Source organism: Phreatobacter sp. (genome assembly GCF_027532945.1).
Taxonomy (GTDB): Bacteria; Pseudomonadota; Alphaproteobacteria; order Rhizobiales; family Phreatobacteraceae; genus Phreatobacter.
The window spans coordinates 57291-72091 of sequence record NZ_JAPZTZ010000005.1; the positions used below are offsets into that span (position 1 = coordinate 57291).

Annotated in this window: 15 protein-coding genes; 5 read left to right on the forward strand and 10 right to left on the reverse strand. The window is 67.8% G+C overall.

The genetic code is table 11. The features are described from left to right. Positions 1-5 precede the first annotated feature (5 nt). Positions 6-1595 (reverse strand): gamma-glutamyltransferase, encoded by a 1590-nt coding sequence (ggt, locus tag O9344_RS04735; protein ID WP_363321920.1) that lies wholly within the window; start codon positions 1593-1595, stop codon positions 6-8. 222 nt (positions 1596-1817) lie between these two features. Here ggt and O9344_RS04740 point away from each other — a divergent pair, with 222 nt between their 5' ends. Beyond that, positions 1818-2249: a heme-binding protein gene (locus O9344_RS04740; protein WP_298473462.1), complete on the forward strand. Its 432-nt coding sequence runs from the start codon at positions 1818-1820 to the stop codon at positions 2247-2249. Between the two features lie 91 nt (positions 2250-2340). On the opposite strand, the gene rpmF is transcribed toward O9344_RS04740, so the two are convergent. The 6 genes from rpmF to O9344_RS04770 form a co-directional block, all read right to left on the reverse strand. Continuing rightward, complete coding sequence (rpmF, locus tag O9344_RS04745) at positions 2341-2532, reverse strand: 50S ribosomal protein L32 (protein WP_106750512.1); 192 nt, start codon at positions 2530-2532, stop codon at positions 2341-2343. Positions 2533-2674: 142 nt separating this feature from the next. Then, positions 2675-3706, reverse strand: coding sequence for an esterase-like activity of phytase family protein (locus tag O9344_RS04750; protein WP_298473465.1), 1032 nt, complete (start codon positions 3704-3706; stop codon positions 2675-2677). Continuing rightward, a complete protein-coding gene (gene cobT, locus O9344_RS04755) occupies positions 3706-5604 on the reverse strand; it encodes a cobaltochelatase subunit CobT (protein ID WP_298473472.1) in 1899 nt (632 codons plus the stop codon). The genes O9344_RS04750 and cobT overlap by 1 nt, the downstream gene beginning before the upstream one ends. After that, on the reverse strand, positions 5601-6044 hold the full coding sequence (locus O9344_RS04760; protein ID WP_298473474.1) for a GNAT family N-acetyltransferase: 444 nt from the start codon (positions 6042-6044) through the stop codon (positions 5601-5603). The genes cobT and O9344_RS04760 overlap by 4 nt, the downstream gene beginning before the upstream one ends. Before the next feature lie 20 nt (positions 6045-6064). Then, positions 6065-7054: a cobaltochelatase subunit CobS gene (gene cobS / locus O9344_RS04765; RefSeq protein ID WP_108178884.1), complete on the reverse strand. Its 990-nt coding sequence runs from the start codon at positions 7052-7054 to the stop codon at positions 6065-6067. Between the two features lie 151 nt (positions 7055-7205). Then, positions 7206-7856, reverse strand: a complete 651-nt coding sequence (locus tag O9344_RS04770; protein WP_298473480.1) for a DnaJ domain-containing protein — start codon at positions 7854-7856, stop codon at positions 7206-7208. 157 nt (positions 7857-8013) lie between these two features. On the opposite strand from O9344_RS04770, the gene O9344_RS04775 reads away from it, so the two are divergent. Continuing rightward, positions 8014-8622, forward strand: coding sequence for a glutathione S-transferase N-terminal domain-containing protein (locus O9344_RS04775; RefSeq protein ID WP_298473484.1), 609 nt, complete (start codon positions 8014-8016; stop codon positions 8620-8622). Between the two features lie 35 nt (positions 8623-8657). Here O9344_RS04775 and ccmB read toward each other — a convergent pair whose 3' ends face one another. Further along, entirely contained in the window at positions 8658-9329 is a 672-nt protein-coding gene (ccmB, locus tag O9344_RS04780) for a heme exporter protein CcmB (protein WP_298473487.1), read from the reverse strand. After that, the gene (ccmA, locus tag O9344_RS04785) at positions 9326-9952 is read right to left on the reverse strand and encodes a heme ABC exporter ATP-binding protein CcmA (RefSeq protein ID WP_298473490.1); all 627 of its coding nucleotides are present in this window, start codon (positions 9950-9952) and stop codon (positions 9326-9328) included. The genes ccmB and ccmA overlap by 4 nt, the downstream gene beginning before the upstream one ends. Before the next feature lie 178 nt (positions 9953-10130). On the opposite strand from ccmA, the gene acnA reads away from it, so the two are divergent. Together acnA and O9344_RS04795 are read left to right on the forward strand one after the other, a co-directional pair. Next, positions 10131-12851 (forward strand): aconitate hydratase AcnA, encoded by a 2721-nt coding sequence (gene acnA / locus O9344_RS04790; protein ID WP_298473491.1) that lies wholly within the window; start codon positions 10131-10133, stop codon positions 12849-12851. A 185-nt stretch (positions 12852-13036) separates the two neighbouring features. Continuing rightward, positions 13037-13804, forward strand: coding sequence for a DUF1223 domain-containing protein (locus O9344_RS04795; RefSeq protein ID WP_298473495.1), 768 nt, complete (start codon positions 13037-13039; stop codon positions 13802-13804). Positions 13805-13852: 48 nt separating this feature from the next. On the opposite strand, the gene O9344_RS04800 is transcribed toward O9344_RS04795, so the two are convergent. After that, on the reverse strand, positions 13853-14191 hold the full coding sequence (locus tag O9344_RS04800; RefSeq protein ID WP_298473499.1) for a hypothetical protein: 339 nt from the start codon (positions 14189-14191) through the stop codon (positions 13853-13855). A gap of 56 nt (positions 14192-14247) precedes the next feature. Here O9344_RS04800 and O9344_RS04805 point away from each other — a divergent pair, with 56 nt between their 5' ends. Next, positions 14248-14796 carry a CAP domain-containing protein gene (locus O9344_RS04805; RefSeq protein WP_298473502.1) on the forward strand — a complete coding sequence of 183 codons (549 nt, stop codon included), beginning with the start codon at positions 14248-14250 and terminating at the stop codon, positions 14794-14796. Positions 14797-14801 lie beyond the last annotated feature (5 nt).

Genomic DNA, 14801 nt, shown 5'->3' on the forward strand with positions numbered 1-14801 from the left:
CGCGCTCAGTAGCCGAGCGCCATGCCGTCCTTGCGGGCGTCCGAGCCGCCGACGAGGAAGCCGGACTTCTCGATACGGATCATCTGGCCGCCGCCGATCGGCTTCACGGTAACGTCCACGTCGTGGCCCATGGCGCGGACCTTCTCGATGGTCGCGGCCGGCCAGGTCGGCTCCACCGTGGTCTTCTCACCCTCGAAGAAGGCGCGCGGCGAGTCGATCGCCTGCTGCGGGTCCATGCCGTAGTCGACGGTGTTGCAGACGACATGGGCATGGCCGGACGACTGGTAGCTGCCGCCCATCACGCCGAAGGAGCAGGTGACCTCGCCCCTTTCCAGCATCATCGCCGGGATGATCGTGTGCATCGGACGCTTGCCGGGCCCGATGCAGTTCGGGTGATCGTCGTTGAGGTTGAAGCTGGCGCCGCGGTTCTGCAGCAGGATGCCGGTCTCGGGCGTGCAGATCTTCGAGCCGAAATGGTGGAAGATCGAGTTGATGAACGACACCGCCATGCGGTCGCGATCGACGATGGTGCAGTAGATCGTGTTGGTGCCGGGCGGCGGCGGGATGAGGCGCGGGGTCCGCTTCGCCGGGTCGATCATCTTGGCGAGGACCTTGGCGAAGTCCTTGGAGATGAGCTGCTCGACCGTCACCTTCATCGCGGCGGGATCGGCAATGTGGCTGTCGCGCAGCGAATAGGCGAGGCGGGCCGCCTCGATGCCGATATGGAGCCGCTCCGGCGAGGTCGGGTCCATGCCCTTCACGTCGAACTGCTCGAGGATGTTGAGGATGATCAGGGCGGTGATGCCCTGGCCGTTCGGCGGCAACTCGGCGACGCCGACGCCCTTGTAGTCGCCGATGACCGGATTCTCCACCGTGCCGCGATGGCCGGCGAGGTCCTCCAGTTCCAGGAAGCCGCCCTTCGCCTTCATGGTGCGGACGATGTCCTCGGCGACGCGGCCCTCATAGAAGCCCTTGGCGCCCTTGGCGGCGATCTCCTCCAGGGTCGCGCCCAGCGCCGCGCTGGTCATGCGCTCGCCGGCGGTCGGCGCGCGGCCGTCCTTGAGGTAGTGGCGGGCAGCGCCGGCGTCCTTGGCAAGGGCGGCCGCATCGGTCGGCCAGTCGAAAGCGACGCGCGGCGTCACCGGCCAGCCTTCCTTGGCGTAGCGGATGGCGTGCTGCAGCACGCGGCCGAGGTCGAACCGGCCGTGGGTCTTGAGGATCGTCTCCCAGGCCTCGACCGCGCCGGGCACGGTGATGGCATGAACGGAATCGGTGGGCACCGAAGTGAGGCCGGCGGAGCGCAGCTTTTCGGCGGTCACAGCCTTGGCGGCACGGCCGGAGCCGTTATAGCCCCAGATCGGCTTGCCGGGCTTGGAAATGAGGGTGAAGCAGTCGCCGCCGATACCGGTCATGTGCGGCTCGACCACGGCCATGACGCCGACCGCAGCGATAGCGGCATCCGCCGCGGTACCGCCGGCCTTGAGGATGTCGATGGCGGCGGCGGTGGCGAGCGGATGGGAGGTGGCCGCCATGGCCTCGGTCGCATAGGCGGAGGAGCGGGCGGGGCCGTGGAAGTCGCGCATCGGATAGGTCAAGGGATGTTCCTCCTGCCTCGGGTCTTTCGCCCGGAGCCAAAAACTGTCATCACCGGCGGCATGGCCGCATTCTTGTTCTACCGGTAACACAAAACCCGGGCGGCCTGCCACGACCCCGGCGGGTCGTGCTTGTGCACGGGATGCAGGGCTTGTCGCAAGCCCACAGCGCCTGGGCGCGAGTCGCACCGTCCGCCGGATAGGAGAAACCTTCCGGAGACGCCGATGAGCCTCACCCTCGCCACCTGCCGTACCATTGCCGATACCGCCCTCGCCACCGGCCGCGAGAAGGGCATGAAGCCCCTCGGCATCGTCATCGTCGATGCGCGCGGCTCCGTCCGCCTGACCCTCGTCGAGGACGGCAACGCCCTCATGCGTCCGGACATTGCCCACGGCAAGGCCTTCGGCTGCGTTGCGGTCGGCGTCGGCGGCCGCACGCTCGAGCGCATGGCCAAGGAGCGCCCGCACTTCATCGGCGCCCTCGGCGGCCTGTCGCGCGACCGCCTGACCCCGGTGCCGGGCGGCGTGCTGATCCGCAATGCCGATGGCGTGCTGCTCGGCGCGGTCGGTGTCTCCGGCGACACCTCGGACAATGACGAGGTCTGCGCGCTGGCTGGCATCGCCGCCGCCGGCCTCAAGGCCGATACCGGCGAGTGAGCCTCGCCTGCCGAGCGCAAAACAAAAGGCCGGTCGCTGGACCGGCCTTTTTCATTCCCGACGATCGGATGCGATCAGTCGTTGGTCGTGGTCAGTCGTTGGTCGTGGTCTTCGGCTTCAGGATCTGCTTGCCGCGATACATGCCGGTCTTGAGGTCGACATGGTGGGGGCGGCGCAGGTTGCCGGAGTCCTTGTCCTCGACATAGGTCGGGGCAACGAGGGCATCGTGCGAGCGGCGCATGCCGCGACGCGAGGGCGACGTCTTTCTTCTCGGAACGGCCATGGAACTCTCTTCTGGCGGGCCGCAGGAGGAGGCCCCCCGGGCGATAGTCGAAATCGTAAGACGCGGGCCTATACACGCTTTCGGGACGCCATGCCAGTGCCCGCCGCCCATTTTGTGAATCGGATGTGACGGGAAGCTGCCTTCACCCCCGATAGGCGAACTGCAGCAGCAGCGTCCGCTGCAGGAACGAGAAGTTGTTGTCCGAGCAGAGCGTGACGAGGGTCTCGCCCTCCGGGCCGCGGTGGGTGGCGATGCCTTCCATATTGTCGACCTGAGCTGACATGTCACCCGACAGCACGATCGGACCGTCCACCGTCGCCCCGGTACGGATGGTGGTGAGGTCGATGCGGCGGATGCGGAAGGCCACCCCGCGCCAGGCCGAGAACCAGCGTTCCAGCAGCAGCATGTCCCCGCCCGGCAGGAAGGCGAGGTCGGTGACGTCGAAATCATTGGTGCGCTTCACAAGGAACTCACGCGCCGGGCCGGTGCCGATCAGGAAGCCGCGGATGTCACCCGCCGCGTTCAGCGCCCGCTCCGAGATGGCGCAAAGCGTGCCAGCAAGGGCTGAGGGCCGCGGCAGGATGCCTATGGCTTCGATGCCGCGGTTGCCCGGCATGCGCTCCGACCCCATCGGCACGGGCTGCGGCACGCCGCGGGCGAGCACGCCCTCGCGGCCGAACGTCTCGAAGCGGAAGATGCGGTGGGTGCGCTCGACGCCGATATAGGCCGTGCCGCCCTCGATCCACAGGCTCTCGGTGTCCCAGTTCCCCGATTGCGCCAGCGGACGGCCGCCTGGCCCGAGGATCGCCGCCATGCGCGCCTGTGACAGGCCGGAGGGGCGCGTGCCCTCCATGTCCAGGGTCGCGGTGAGCCACTGGCCCTGGTCGGAAATGGCGGTGAGGCGCCGCCCCGTGCCGTCCATCCGCAGCGACGACAGGCCGCCGAAGCCGGCATAGTCGGACTGCAGCTCCAGCCCGCCGCGATAGGTGAAGGCGCCGAACTCGGTTTTGGCGGGGTCGCGCGGCAGGAAGGCGTTGATGGGGAAGGAGCGGATCGTGATGTCGACCGGCGCCGATGGCACCGGCGAGCGCGCCGCCCCCGGCCGCGCCATGGCCGGCAGCGCCAGGGCACCGCCGGCAAGGCCAAGGATGTGACGCCGCGAGGCGAGGCGCATCACGCCGCCCGGCCGCGCAGGGCCGCGGCGGTGCCGGCACCGGTGGCATCGTCGTCGAAGAGCTCGGCGAGCTTCTCGGTCATGGCGCCGCCGAGCTCCTCGGCATCGACGATGGTGACGGCGCGGCGATAGTAGCGCGTCACGTCGTGGCCGATGCCGATGGCGATGAGCTCCACCGGCGAGCGGGTCTCGATTTCCTCGATGACCCAGCGCAGGTGGCGCTCCAGGTAGTTGCCGGGGTTCACCGACAGGGTGGAATCGTCGACCGGCGCGCCGTCCGAGATCATCATCAGGATCTTGCGCTGCTCGGAGCGGCCGAGCAGGCGCTTGTGCGCCCAGTCCAGCGCCTCGCCGTCGATGTTCTCCTTGAGGAGCCCTTCGCGCATCATCAGGCCGAGATTCTTGCGCGCGCGCCGCCAGGGCGCGTCCGCAGCCTTGTAGATGATGTGGCGCAGGTCGTTGAGGCGGCCGGGATTGGCCGGCTTGCCGTTCTGCAGCCAATGCTCGCGCGACTGGCCGCCCTTCCAGGCGCGGGTGGTGAAGCCGAGGATCTCGACCTTCACGCCGCAGCGCTCCAGCGTGCGGGCGAGGATGTCTGCGCAGGTTGCCGCCACGGTGATCGGACGGCCGCGCATCGAGCCGGAATTATCGAGCAGCAGCGTGACGACGGTGTCGCGGAAATTGGTGTCGCTCTCCTGCTTGAAGGAGAGCGCCGCCATCGGGTCCATGATGACGCGCGGCAGGCGGGCCGGATCGAGGATGCCCTCCTCGAGGTCGAAGTTCCACGAGCGGTTCTGCTGCGCCATCAGGCGGCGCTGCAGGCGGTTCGCGAGGCGCGCCACGACAGGGCCGAGATGCGAGAGCTGCTTGTCGAGATAGGCGCGCAGCCGGTCGAGCTCTTCCGCGTCGCAGAGGTCAGGCGCGTCGATGATCTCGTCGAACTTGGCGGTGAAGGGCTTGTAGTCCGGTCCCTTGCGCTCCGCCGGCTGGCTTTTCGGCCGCCACGGCTCGCTGGCATCGTCGGCATCGCCGAGGTCGTTCTCGTCGGGCAGTTCGGCGGTCTCGGCCTCGGAGGCCTCCTGGGCGCCGTCGGGCGCCTCGTCGGCCATCTCCTCGGCCTCGTCCATCTGCATGCCTTCGGAGGATTCCTCGTCCTGGCTGTCAGGGCTCTCGCCGGATTCCGGGCTCTCCTGCTCCTGGCTCTCGGAATTGTCGTCGTCCTGGTCGTCGTCGGAGCGGCCCTGCTCGTCGCCCATGTCGAGCGAGGTCAGGAGGTCGCGCACCGCCTTGCCGAAGGCGCGCTGGTTGTGCTCCAGCCCGACCAGGGCCTCGAGGTTCTTGCCGGCCTTGGCCTCGATCGTGTCGCGCCACAGATCGACGATTTTCGCCGCCTGGGCCGGCGCCGCCTGTCCCGTCAGCCTCTCGCGCACCATCAGGGCGAGGGCATCCTCCAGCGGCGCATCGGCCTTGTCGGTGATCTCCTCGTACTTGCCCATGCGGTGGTAGTGGTCTTCGAGCCGCGCCGTGAGGTTCTGCGCGACGCCAGTCATGCGGTTCGAGCCGATGGCCTCGATGCGGGCATTCTCCACCGCCTCGAAGACGGCGCGGGCCGCCTGGCCGTCCGGCACGAGGGCGCGGTGGACCTTGGAATTGTGCACGGCGAGGCGCAGCGCCATGGCGTCGCCATGGCCGCGCACGATGGCAGCGTCCTTCGGCGAGAGCTTGCGCGGCGGCTCCGGCAGGCGCGCCTTGTCGCCGGCGAGGCCCGGCTTGTCCGGCGCATAGGTGACCTCGATGTCGCGGCGGGCGATGGCGCGCATGCAGGAGGCGACCGACCGCTTGAACGGCTCGGTCGGGCTCTCCTTGGTGTTTGGCTTCGCCTTGGAATTGGAGCTCACGGGAGGTCCTTTTTCAGCCAGATGCGGCGATGGCCCGGCGGAAAGTCGCCAAGCTCGCCGTAAGTCTCGTATCCCAGCTTCTGGTAGAAGCCGTCTCCCTGGAAGGAGAAGGTGTCGACATAGATGTGGCGTGCCCCGCGCTTGGCCGCCAGCGCCTCGGCCTTGGCCATCAGCTCGGTGCCGATCCTGGTGCCGCGCAGCGCCTCGTCGATCCACAGGAGCTCGATGAAGCACCAGTTCCACATGGTCGAGCCGACGATGCCGCCGCGGACGACCCCGTCCTTGCGGACCGACACGGCGAAGCGCTTCCACTTCGACGGCCCGGCCTTCACCGTGTTGTAGGCGGTGAGGCCGCGAACGACCGCGCGGGCCGTTTCGGCCACGCGGGTTTCAGCGGTGACGACGAGGCCGGCCTGCGATGGGATCGTCGGGCCGGCCATGTCGTTGCCTCCGCGTGGCCTTAGCTCAGCGCCACGTTGACGGCGCTCTCCGGCAGCTCCTGGCCGAAGCAGCGCTGGTAGAACTCGGCGACCAGCGCCCGCTCGAGCTCGTCGCACTTGTTCAGGAACGTGAGCCGGAAGGCGAAGCCGATATCCTTGAAGATGTCGGCGTTCTCGGCCCAGGTCAGCACGGTGCGCGGGCTCATAACGGTCGACAGGTCGCCGTTCATGAAGGCGTTGCGGGTGAGGTCCGCCACGCGCACCATCTTGTTCACCTGGTCGCGGCCCTCGGCCGTCTTGGCGAAGCTCTTCGCCTTGGCGAGGATGATGCCGACCTCGTTGTCATGCGGCAGGTAGTTCAGCGTGGTGACGATGGACCAGCGGTCCATCTGCGCCTGGTTGATCTGCTGCGTGCCGTGATAGAGGCCCGTCGTGTCGCCGAGGCCGACCGTGTTGGCGGTGGCGAAGAGGCGGAAAGCGGGATGAGGACGGATGACCCGGCTCTGGTCGAGCAGGGTGAGGCGGCCCGAGGATTCCAGCACGCGCTGGATGACGAACATCACGTCCGGGCGGCCAGCATCGTACTCGTCGAAGACCAGCGCGACATTGTGCTGGTAGGCCCAGGGCAGGATCCCGTCGCGGAACTCGGTGACCTGCTTGCCCTCCTTCAGCACGATCGCGTCCTTGCCGACGAGGTCGATGCGCGAGACGTGGCTGTCGAGGTTGACGCGGATGCAGGGCCAGTTGAGGCGGGCGGCGACCTGCTCGATATGGGTCGACTTGCCCGTGCCGTGATAGCCCGAGACCATGACGCGGCGGTTGTGGGCGAAGCCCGCGAGGATCGCCAGCGTCGTCGGCTTGTCGAACAGGTAGTCGGGATCGAGGTCCGGCACATGGTCGCCGCCGGCCGCGAAGGCCGGCACCTGCATGTCGGAATCGATGCCGAACGTCTGGCGCACGGAAAGGGTCGTATCCGGGACGCCGGACACCTTGTCGGTCTGCACTGTCACGAAAGAACCTCCGATGCCGCGCGCTGCGCAGCGTGACTTGTCTTGACGATCGGCGTCGACCTTACCAGATCGTCGCGCGCGCCCGGAAGGGTGCCCTTTGCGGGAATGCCATTCGAAATTCTGATGCGTCCGATCGATTAACCGGTCCGTATCAGCAGAACCCGACGGATTTCAGGTAGTTGTAGGCCTGGATGATCTCGCGCAGCTTGTCCTCGTGCGAACGGTCGCCGCCGTTGGAATCCGGGTGCAGCCGCTTCGCCAGTTCCTTGAACCGCGCCTTGATCTCCGCCGGGCTGGCCTGAATGTCGAGGTTGAGCGTGCTCAGCGCCTTGCGCTCGGCATTGCGGATCATCCGCCCCTCGGGCTCCGGCGCGCGCGCGCCGGGCTGGCGCCATTCCGCATCCTCGAACAGGCCGAAGGGGTCGGCGCCCTTGCGCGGGTCGAATCCCGCCCCCGGGCCGGTTGAGGCGCGGGGATCCGGGCGGCGGCCCTCCTTCGTCCAGGAATTGACGCCCATGTTCCAGGTCGGCCGGTGGCCGGTCAGCGCGTCCTTCTGATAGGCGGCAACCGCAGCGTCGTTCATGCCGGCGAAGTAGTTGTAGCTGGCGTTGTATTCCTTCACGTGGTCTAGGCAGAACCAGACGAACTCCCCCTCGCGATCGCGGCCAAGCGGCGCACGGTGGGTTGCCTCGAGATCGCAGTTCGGATGGGCGCAGACCCGCGTTCCGGGCCGCGCACGGGCGCGCCGGTCGTCCTCGGGCTTGACCCGGATGCGGTCGAAATAGGGTGAGTCGGTCTTCATGGAGCCATGCGAAGCGAAGCGCCGATTATGGGGTCCAGGGTGCGTCGCGGCAAGGCGAGCGGCTGCGCTGGGGTCCTCCGCCACCGCCTCTTGACCGCCATGCGAGGGCCTGTGCAGGGTCCGCGCCGCACAAGAACCGGAACCGGGAAACGCCTCCATGGCCCTGACGCTGCACTCCTCGCCCTTCTCCCCCTTCGGCCGCAAGGTGAAGCTGGCGCTCCTCCATCTCGGGCTGATGGACAAGGTCACCGTCGTCGGCACCGACACGATGAACCCGGAGGATCCGATCCGCCGCGCCAACCCGCTCGGCAAGATCCCGGCCCTCGTCCAGGAGGACGGCTCGGTCGTCTATGACAGCCGCGTCATCCTCGAGGCGCTCGATCTCCTCGCCGGCGGCGGCCGCATCATCCCCGCCGAGGCCAAGGCGCGCATCGCCGCGCTGACGCTGCAGTCGTTGGCCGATGGCATCATGGATGCGCTGATCCTCACTCGCTACGAGGCGATGTTCCACGACGAGGCGGCCCGGTCGGAGAAGTGGGTCGCCCATCAGCGCGGCAAGGTCGAGCGCGCCATGGCGGCGCTGGAGGCCGCACCGCCCGCGCTCGCCGTCAATGTCGGCACCATCACGCTGGCCTGCGCGCTTGGCTACCAGGACATCCGCTTCGAGGGCGCCTGGCGCAAGACCCATCCGCGCCTTGTCGCCTGGCTCGACGGCTTCATCGCCCAGATGCCGGCGGCCTGGGAGCAGACGACCCCGAAGAGCTGAGTCGAACAGGAGGAACGGGCCGGACCTGTCCGGCCCTATTCCAGCCCGAAGCGCAGGGCGGCCGCCGCCGCGACCGGCCCGAGCACCAGGCTCATCAGAGACAGCGCCAGAAGGATGGCGAAGGGCTGGCCGAAGGGCAGTGGCCCGACGATGACCGATGTCGTCGCCGCGACGCCGAAGATCAGCACGGGAATGGTGAGCGGCAGGACGAGGATGGCCATGAGCAGGCCGCCGCGCCTGAGGCTGACCGCCAGCGCCGCCCCGACCGCGCCGATGAGGCTCAGCGCCGGCGTGCCGGCGGCAAGGGTGAGCGCCACCGCGCCCATCGCCTCCGGCGGCACGTTGAGGAAAAGGCCGAGAAGCGGTGCCGCCGCCACCAGCGGCAGGCCGGTGGCGAGCCAATGCGCCGCGGCCTTGGCGGCGATGACGAGCGGCAGGGGCGTCTCCGCCATCATCATGATGTCGAGCGAGCCGTCATCGGCATCGGCCTGGAAGATGCGGTCGAGGCCGAGCAGCGTCGCCAGCAGCGCCCCGATCCACAGGATCGCAGGCCCGATGCGGGCGAGCAGGTTCATGTCCGGACCGACGCCGAAGGGCACGATGGTCACCACCGCCAGGAAAAAGACGACGCCGACCATGGCGCCGCCACCGATTCGGGTGGCGAGCATGAGGTCGCGGCGGAAGATGGCGGCGAGCGGCGATCTCATGCGGCGACCGGAGCTGTGGCAACGGTGCGGGCGAGCGACAGGTCGCGCACCGGCAGGCCGAGCGGTCCGTGGGTCGCGGCGAGGATGATGCCGCCGGCCGCCACATGCTCGGCCATGATGCCGGTGAGGACGCCCTGGCTGGCGACGTCGAGGGCTGCTGTCGGCTCGTCGAGCAGCCAGACCGGCCGGCTGACAGTGAGAAGGCGGGCGAGCGCCAGGCGCCGCCGCTGGCCGGCGGAAAGGTACCCGGCCGGCAGATCCGCGAGATGGCCGATGCCGAGCCGCTCCATGGCGTCCGGAGCGGCGATGCCGCCGCCGCCGAGGAAATCGGTCCAGAAAGACAGGTTTTCGGCCACAGTCAGCGAGCCCTTGAACGCGTCCTGATGGCCGCAATAGTGGCATTGCTCGCTTAACCGAGCCTCGGGATCGCCCCCTTCGAGGGCGAGGTGGCCGGATTCGGCGCGCACCAATCCCGCAATCAGGCGCAGGAGGCTCGACTTGCCGGCGCCGTTCGGCCCGGTGACCTGGACCGCCTCGCCGGCGGTCACGGTGAAGCTGAGATCGGAGAAGACGACGCGGCCGCCGCGCTGGCAGGTCAGGGCATCGGCGATGAGGCGCAACATGCCGCATTCCTACGCGACGAAAGGGTGATCTGCGAGAGGCGATATGCGCTTCTAACCATATGGCGGGCTGATTGGAATCCCTCTATAACGCCGCCGAACGGCCGCCGCGTCTTCCGCATCGTCCGACAGTCCCTGTCCGGGCGCGTCGACGGCCTCATATCGAGGGGATCACCGCTTCATGTCGCTCGACAGCTTCAAGGCCCGCAAGACGCTCAAGGTCGGCACCAAGTCCTACGTCTATTACAGCCTGAAGGAGGCCGAGAAGAACGGCCTCGCCGGCATTTCGGCCCTGCCCTTCTCGATGAAGGTGCTGCTCGAGAACCTGCTGCGCGCCGAGGACGGCCGCTCCGTCACCAAGGCCGACATCGAGGCGGTCGCCGCCTGGATCAAGGACAAGGGCAAGGCCGGCAAGGAGATCGCCTTCCGCCCGGCCCGCGTGCTGATGCAGGACTTCACCGGCGTGCCGGCGGTCGTTGACCTCGCCGCCATGCGCGATGCCATGAAGGCGCTCGGCGGTGACCCGCAGAAGATCAACCCGCTCGTGCCCGTCGACCTCGTCATCGACCACTCGGTCATCGTCGACGAGTTCGGCTCGCCCAAGGCCTTCAAGAAGAACGTCGACCTCGAATATGCCCGCAACGGTGAGCGCTACCGCTTCCTGAAGTGGGGCCAGCAGGCCTTCAAGAACTTCTCCGTCGTGCCGCCCGGCACCGGCATCTGCCACCAGGTGAACCTCGAATATCTCGCCCAGACCGTCTGGACGAAGAAGGAGAAGGTGAAGAAGACCGTCCGTGGCAAGACCGTCACCGAGACCGTCGAGATCGCCTATCCCGACACGCTGGTGGGCACCGACAGCCACACCACCATGGTCAACGGCCTTGCCGTTCTCGGCTGGGGCGTCGGCGGCATCGAGGCCGAGGCCGCCATGCTCGGCCAGCCGCAGTCCATGCTGCTGCCCGAGGTCATCGGCTTCAAGCTCACGGGTAAGCTGAAGGAGGGCGTCACCGCCACCGACCTCGTGCTGACCGTCACCCAGATGCTCCGCAAGAAGGGCGTCGTCGGCAAGTTCGTCGAGTTCTACGGCCCCGGCCTCAACAACATGACGCTGGCCGACCGCGCCACCATCGCCAACATGGCCCCGGAATACGGCGCCACCTGCGGCTTCTTCCCCGTCGATGACGAGACGCTGAACTACCTCACCACCTCGGGCCGCAAGTCCGCCCGCATCGCGCTGGTGGAGAAGTATGCGAAGGCGCAGGGCCTCTTCCGCACCAAGGGCTCGGCCGATCCGGTCTTCACCGACACGCTCTCGCTGGAGCTCGGCGAGGTCGTCCCCTCGATGGCCGGCCCGAAGCGTCCCGAGGGCCGCGTCGCCCTCGAGGCGGTGGGCGCCGGCTTCGCCGATGCCATGGAGAAGGACTACAAGAAGGCCGCCGAGATGAGCCGCCGCGTCAAGGTCGAGGGCAAGGACTTCACCCTCGGCCATGGTGACGTGGTCATCGCCGCCATCACCTCCTGCACCAACACCTCGAACCCGGCCGTGCTCTTCGCCGCGGGCCTGCTCGCCCGCAACGCCATCGCCAAGGGCCTGAAGACCAAGCCCTGGGTGAAGACCTCGCTCGCCCCCGGCAGTCAGGTCGTCGCGGAGTACCTGTCGAATTCCGGCCTGCAGAAGGATCTCGACAAGCTCGGCTTCAACCTGGTCGGCTTCGGCTGCACCACCTGCATCGGCAATTCCGGCCCGCTGCCGGCCGAGATCTCCAAGGCCATCAACGACAGCGGCCTGATCGCCTCGGCCGTGCTCTCCGGCAACCGCAACTTCGAGGGCCGCGTCTCCCCCGACGTGCAGGCGAACTATCTCGCCTCGCCCCCCCTCGTCGTCGCCTATGCGCTGGCCGGTTCGGTCACCATGGACCTCACCAAGGAGCCGATCGGCACCGACAAGAAGGGCAACCCCGTCTATCTGCGCGACATCTGGCCGTCCTCGCAGGAGATCAACGCCTTCATCGCCAAGAACGTCACCAAGAAGCTCTTCAAGGAGCGCTATGCCGACGTGTTCAAGGGCGACGCCAACTGGGCCAAGGTGAAGGCCCCGACCGGCCAGACCTATGCCTGGGACGACAAGTCGACCTATGTGCAGAACCCGCCCTACTTCGTCGGCATGGGCATGAAGCCGAACGCCATCAGCAACATCGAGGGCGCCCGCATCCTCGGCCTGTTCGGCGACAAGATCACCACCGACCACATCTCGCCGGCCGGTTCGATCAAGGCGGCGAGCCCGGCGGGCAAGTACCTCATCGACAACAAGGTCGACGTCGCCGACTTCAACCAGTACGGCACCCGCCGCGGCAACCATGAAGTGATGATGCGTGGCACCTTCGCCAACATTCGCATTCGCAACCACATGATGGGCCCGAACGGCAAGGAAGGCGGCTACACGATCCACTATCCCTCGAAGGATGAGATGTCGATCTACGACGCCGCCATGAAGTACCGCGGCGAGAAGGTGCCGCTGGTTGTCTTCGCCGGCGTCGAATACGGCAACGGTTCGTCGCGTGACTGGGCCGCCAAGGGCACCAACCTGCTTGGCGTCCGCGCCGTCATCGCCCAGTCCTTCGAGCGCATCCACCGCTCGAACCTCGTCGGCATGGGTATCGTCCCCTTCACCCTCGAGGAGGGCACCACCTGGGCCACCCTCGGCCTGAAGGGCGACGAGTCCGTCACCATCAAGGGCCTCGAGAAGGTCAAGCCGCGCCAGAAGATGGAGGCCGAGGTCACCTTCGCCGACGGCAAGGTGAAGAAGGTGCCGATCCTCTGCCGCATCGATACGCTGGACGAGATCGAGTACTTCAAGAACGGCGGCATCCTCCAGTACGTGCTGCGCGACCTCGCCGCCTGATCCTGATCAAGAACCCGCGACGGCGGCTTGGCTTTTTCGCCAGGCCGCCATTATCTTTTGGGGATGGGGCGGTGCTCACGGCCGTTTGCGGGACATTCACCCAACCGTGAGTAGCCTTGGCGGTGCCGGCGGGCCTAAAGACGGGCCGCGGGACCGGCAAGGTCACGATATCGGGGCGGATTCCGATGGGTGTTGTGAAATGGAGCGTGGGGCTCGTGCTGGCCATGGTCGCCTTTGTTGGCGGCCCGGCTTCGGCACAGCAGCGTCCCACGGCAGTGCTCGAACTCTTTACCAGCCAGGGCTGCTCGTCCTGCCCTCCGGCCGACCGCTTCATCGCCGAGGTCGCCGACCGGCCTGATGTCATCGCCCTGACGCTGGCCGTCGACTATTGGGACTATCTGGGCTGGCGCGACACGCTGGCCAACCCGATCCACGCCAAGCGCCAGAAGGCCTATGCCTATATGCGCGGCGACCGGCAGATCTACACGCCGCAGATGATCGTCAACGGTGTCGGCCACGCCATCGGTTCCGACCGTGCTGCCGTCGAGCGCGTGATGGAGCAGAGCCGCGGCCAGCCGGGCGCGCTGTCGGTGCCGGTGAGCCTGCGCGTTGCCGGCGACACGATCACCCTCGTCCTGCCGCCGAGCATTAATGGCGTCAGCCCGGAGAACCCGGCGACCATCTTCCTCTTCGGTGTGTCGTCCCGCCAGCCGGTGGACATCACTCGCGGCGAGAACCGCGGCCAGACCATGGTCTATCGCAATGTCGTGCGCTCCCACGCCAATCTCGGCGAGTGGGGCGGCGGGCCGCGCACCGTGACCATCTCCCGCCGCGAACTCGTGGCGCCCGACTGCGAGAAGCTGGCGATCATCGTCCAGACCGGCTCGCCCCGTCGTCCGGGTGTCATCCTCGGCGCGGCGATGATCGACCTGCCGGGCCTCGCCGTTCACTGACGGCGTGAGCGCGGGGCTTCAAAGCCCCACGCCGCGCTCAGGTAACCATCAGGCCGGCTGCAGCCACACCATGTCGGGAGCGACGATGCCGGGCACGTCCTCCTCGTCGATGCGCCGGACGGTCTCCACCGCCACATGCTTTTCCGCCTCGAGCGGCGACACACCGAAGCGCACCAGCTCGCGGCCGAGGCTCTGGCGCGCCTTCAGCGCAGCCGTTTCAGCCATGTCGGCCTCGATGAAGCGCGTGGCCGCGAAACGCGGTCCGGCGTTGTCGGTCTCCCCGCGGGCGTCGCAACGATACCAGGGCATGATCCCGTCCCATTTCCTGTCCAAACCTTTTTCAACCATGCCGAGGTTGAGAGAAGGTTGAGATGTTTGCTTAACCATTGGCGCGCATCCATGCGCGTCTGGGCATGGGTGGCGATGACAGAGGAAATGGTTCGATGGCTGAACGGTATCTGAATGGCGAGGCAGCGGTTCTCGGGCGCAGGACGATCCTCGTCGGTGGCGGCGCCGCTCTCCTTGCCGCCTGTTCCGCCCCGCCGGTCCAGGCGCCGAGCCAGCCGAGCTTCTATCGCAACCTCGCCCAGACCGGCGCGCGCGTGGACGCCGCCATGGCCGCCGAGATGATCTCCGGCTTCCGCCGCAACAATGGCCGCGGTTCCCTCAGCGTCGATCCGGTTCTGATGGCGGTGGCTGAGGCGCAGGCGGCCGCCATGGCCCAGGCCGACCAGGTCGGCGTGCGGACCGGCACGGTGGGTGCCCGCCTCACCACCGCCGGCTATCGTCACCGCGCCGCGGTGGAGAACACTTCGGCCGGTTATCTCACCCTCGCCGAGGCCTTTTCCGGCTGGCGCGATTCGCCGCCCCACCGCGCCAACATGCTCAACCCCGGCGTGACGCGCCTTGGCATCGCCACAGGCTTTCGGCCGGGCTCGCGCTACCGGGTGTTCTGGGCGCTGGTGCTGGCGGAGCCGGTGGCCACCGCCTGAGGGCT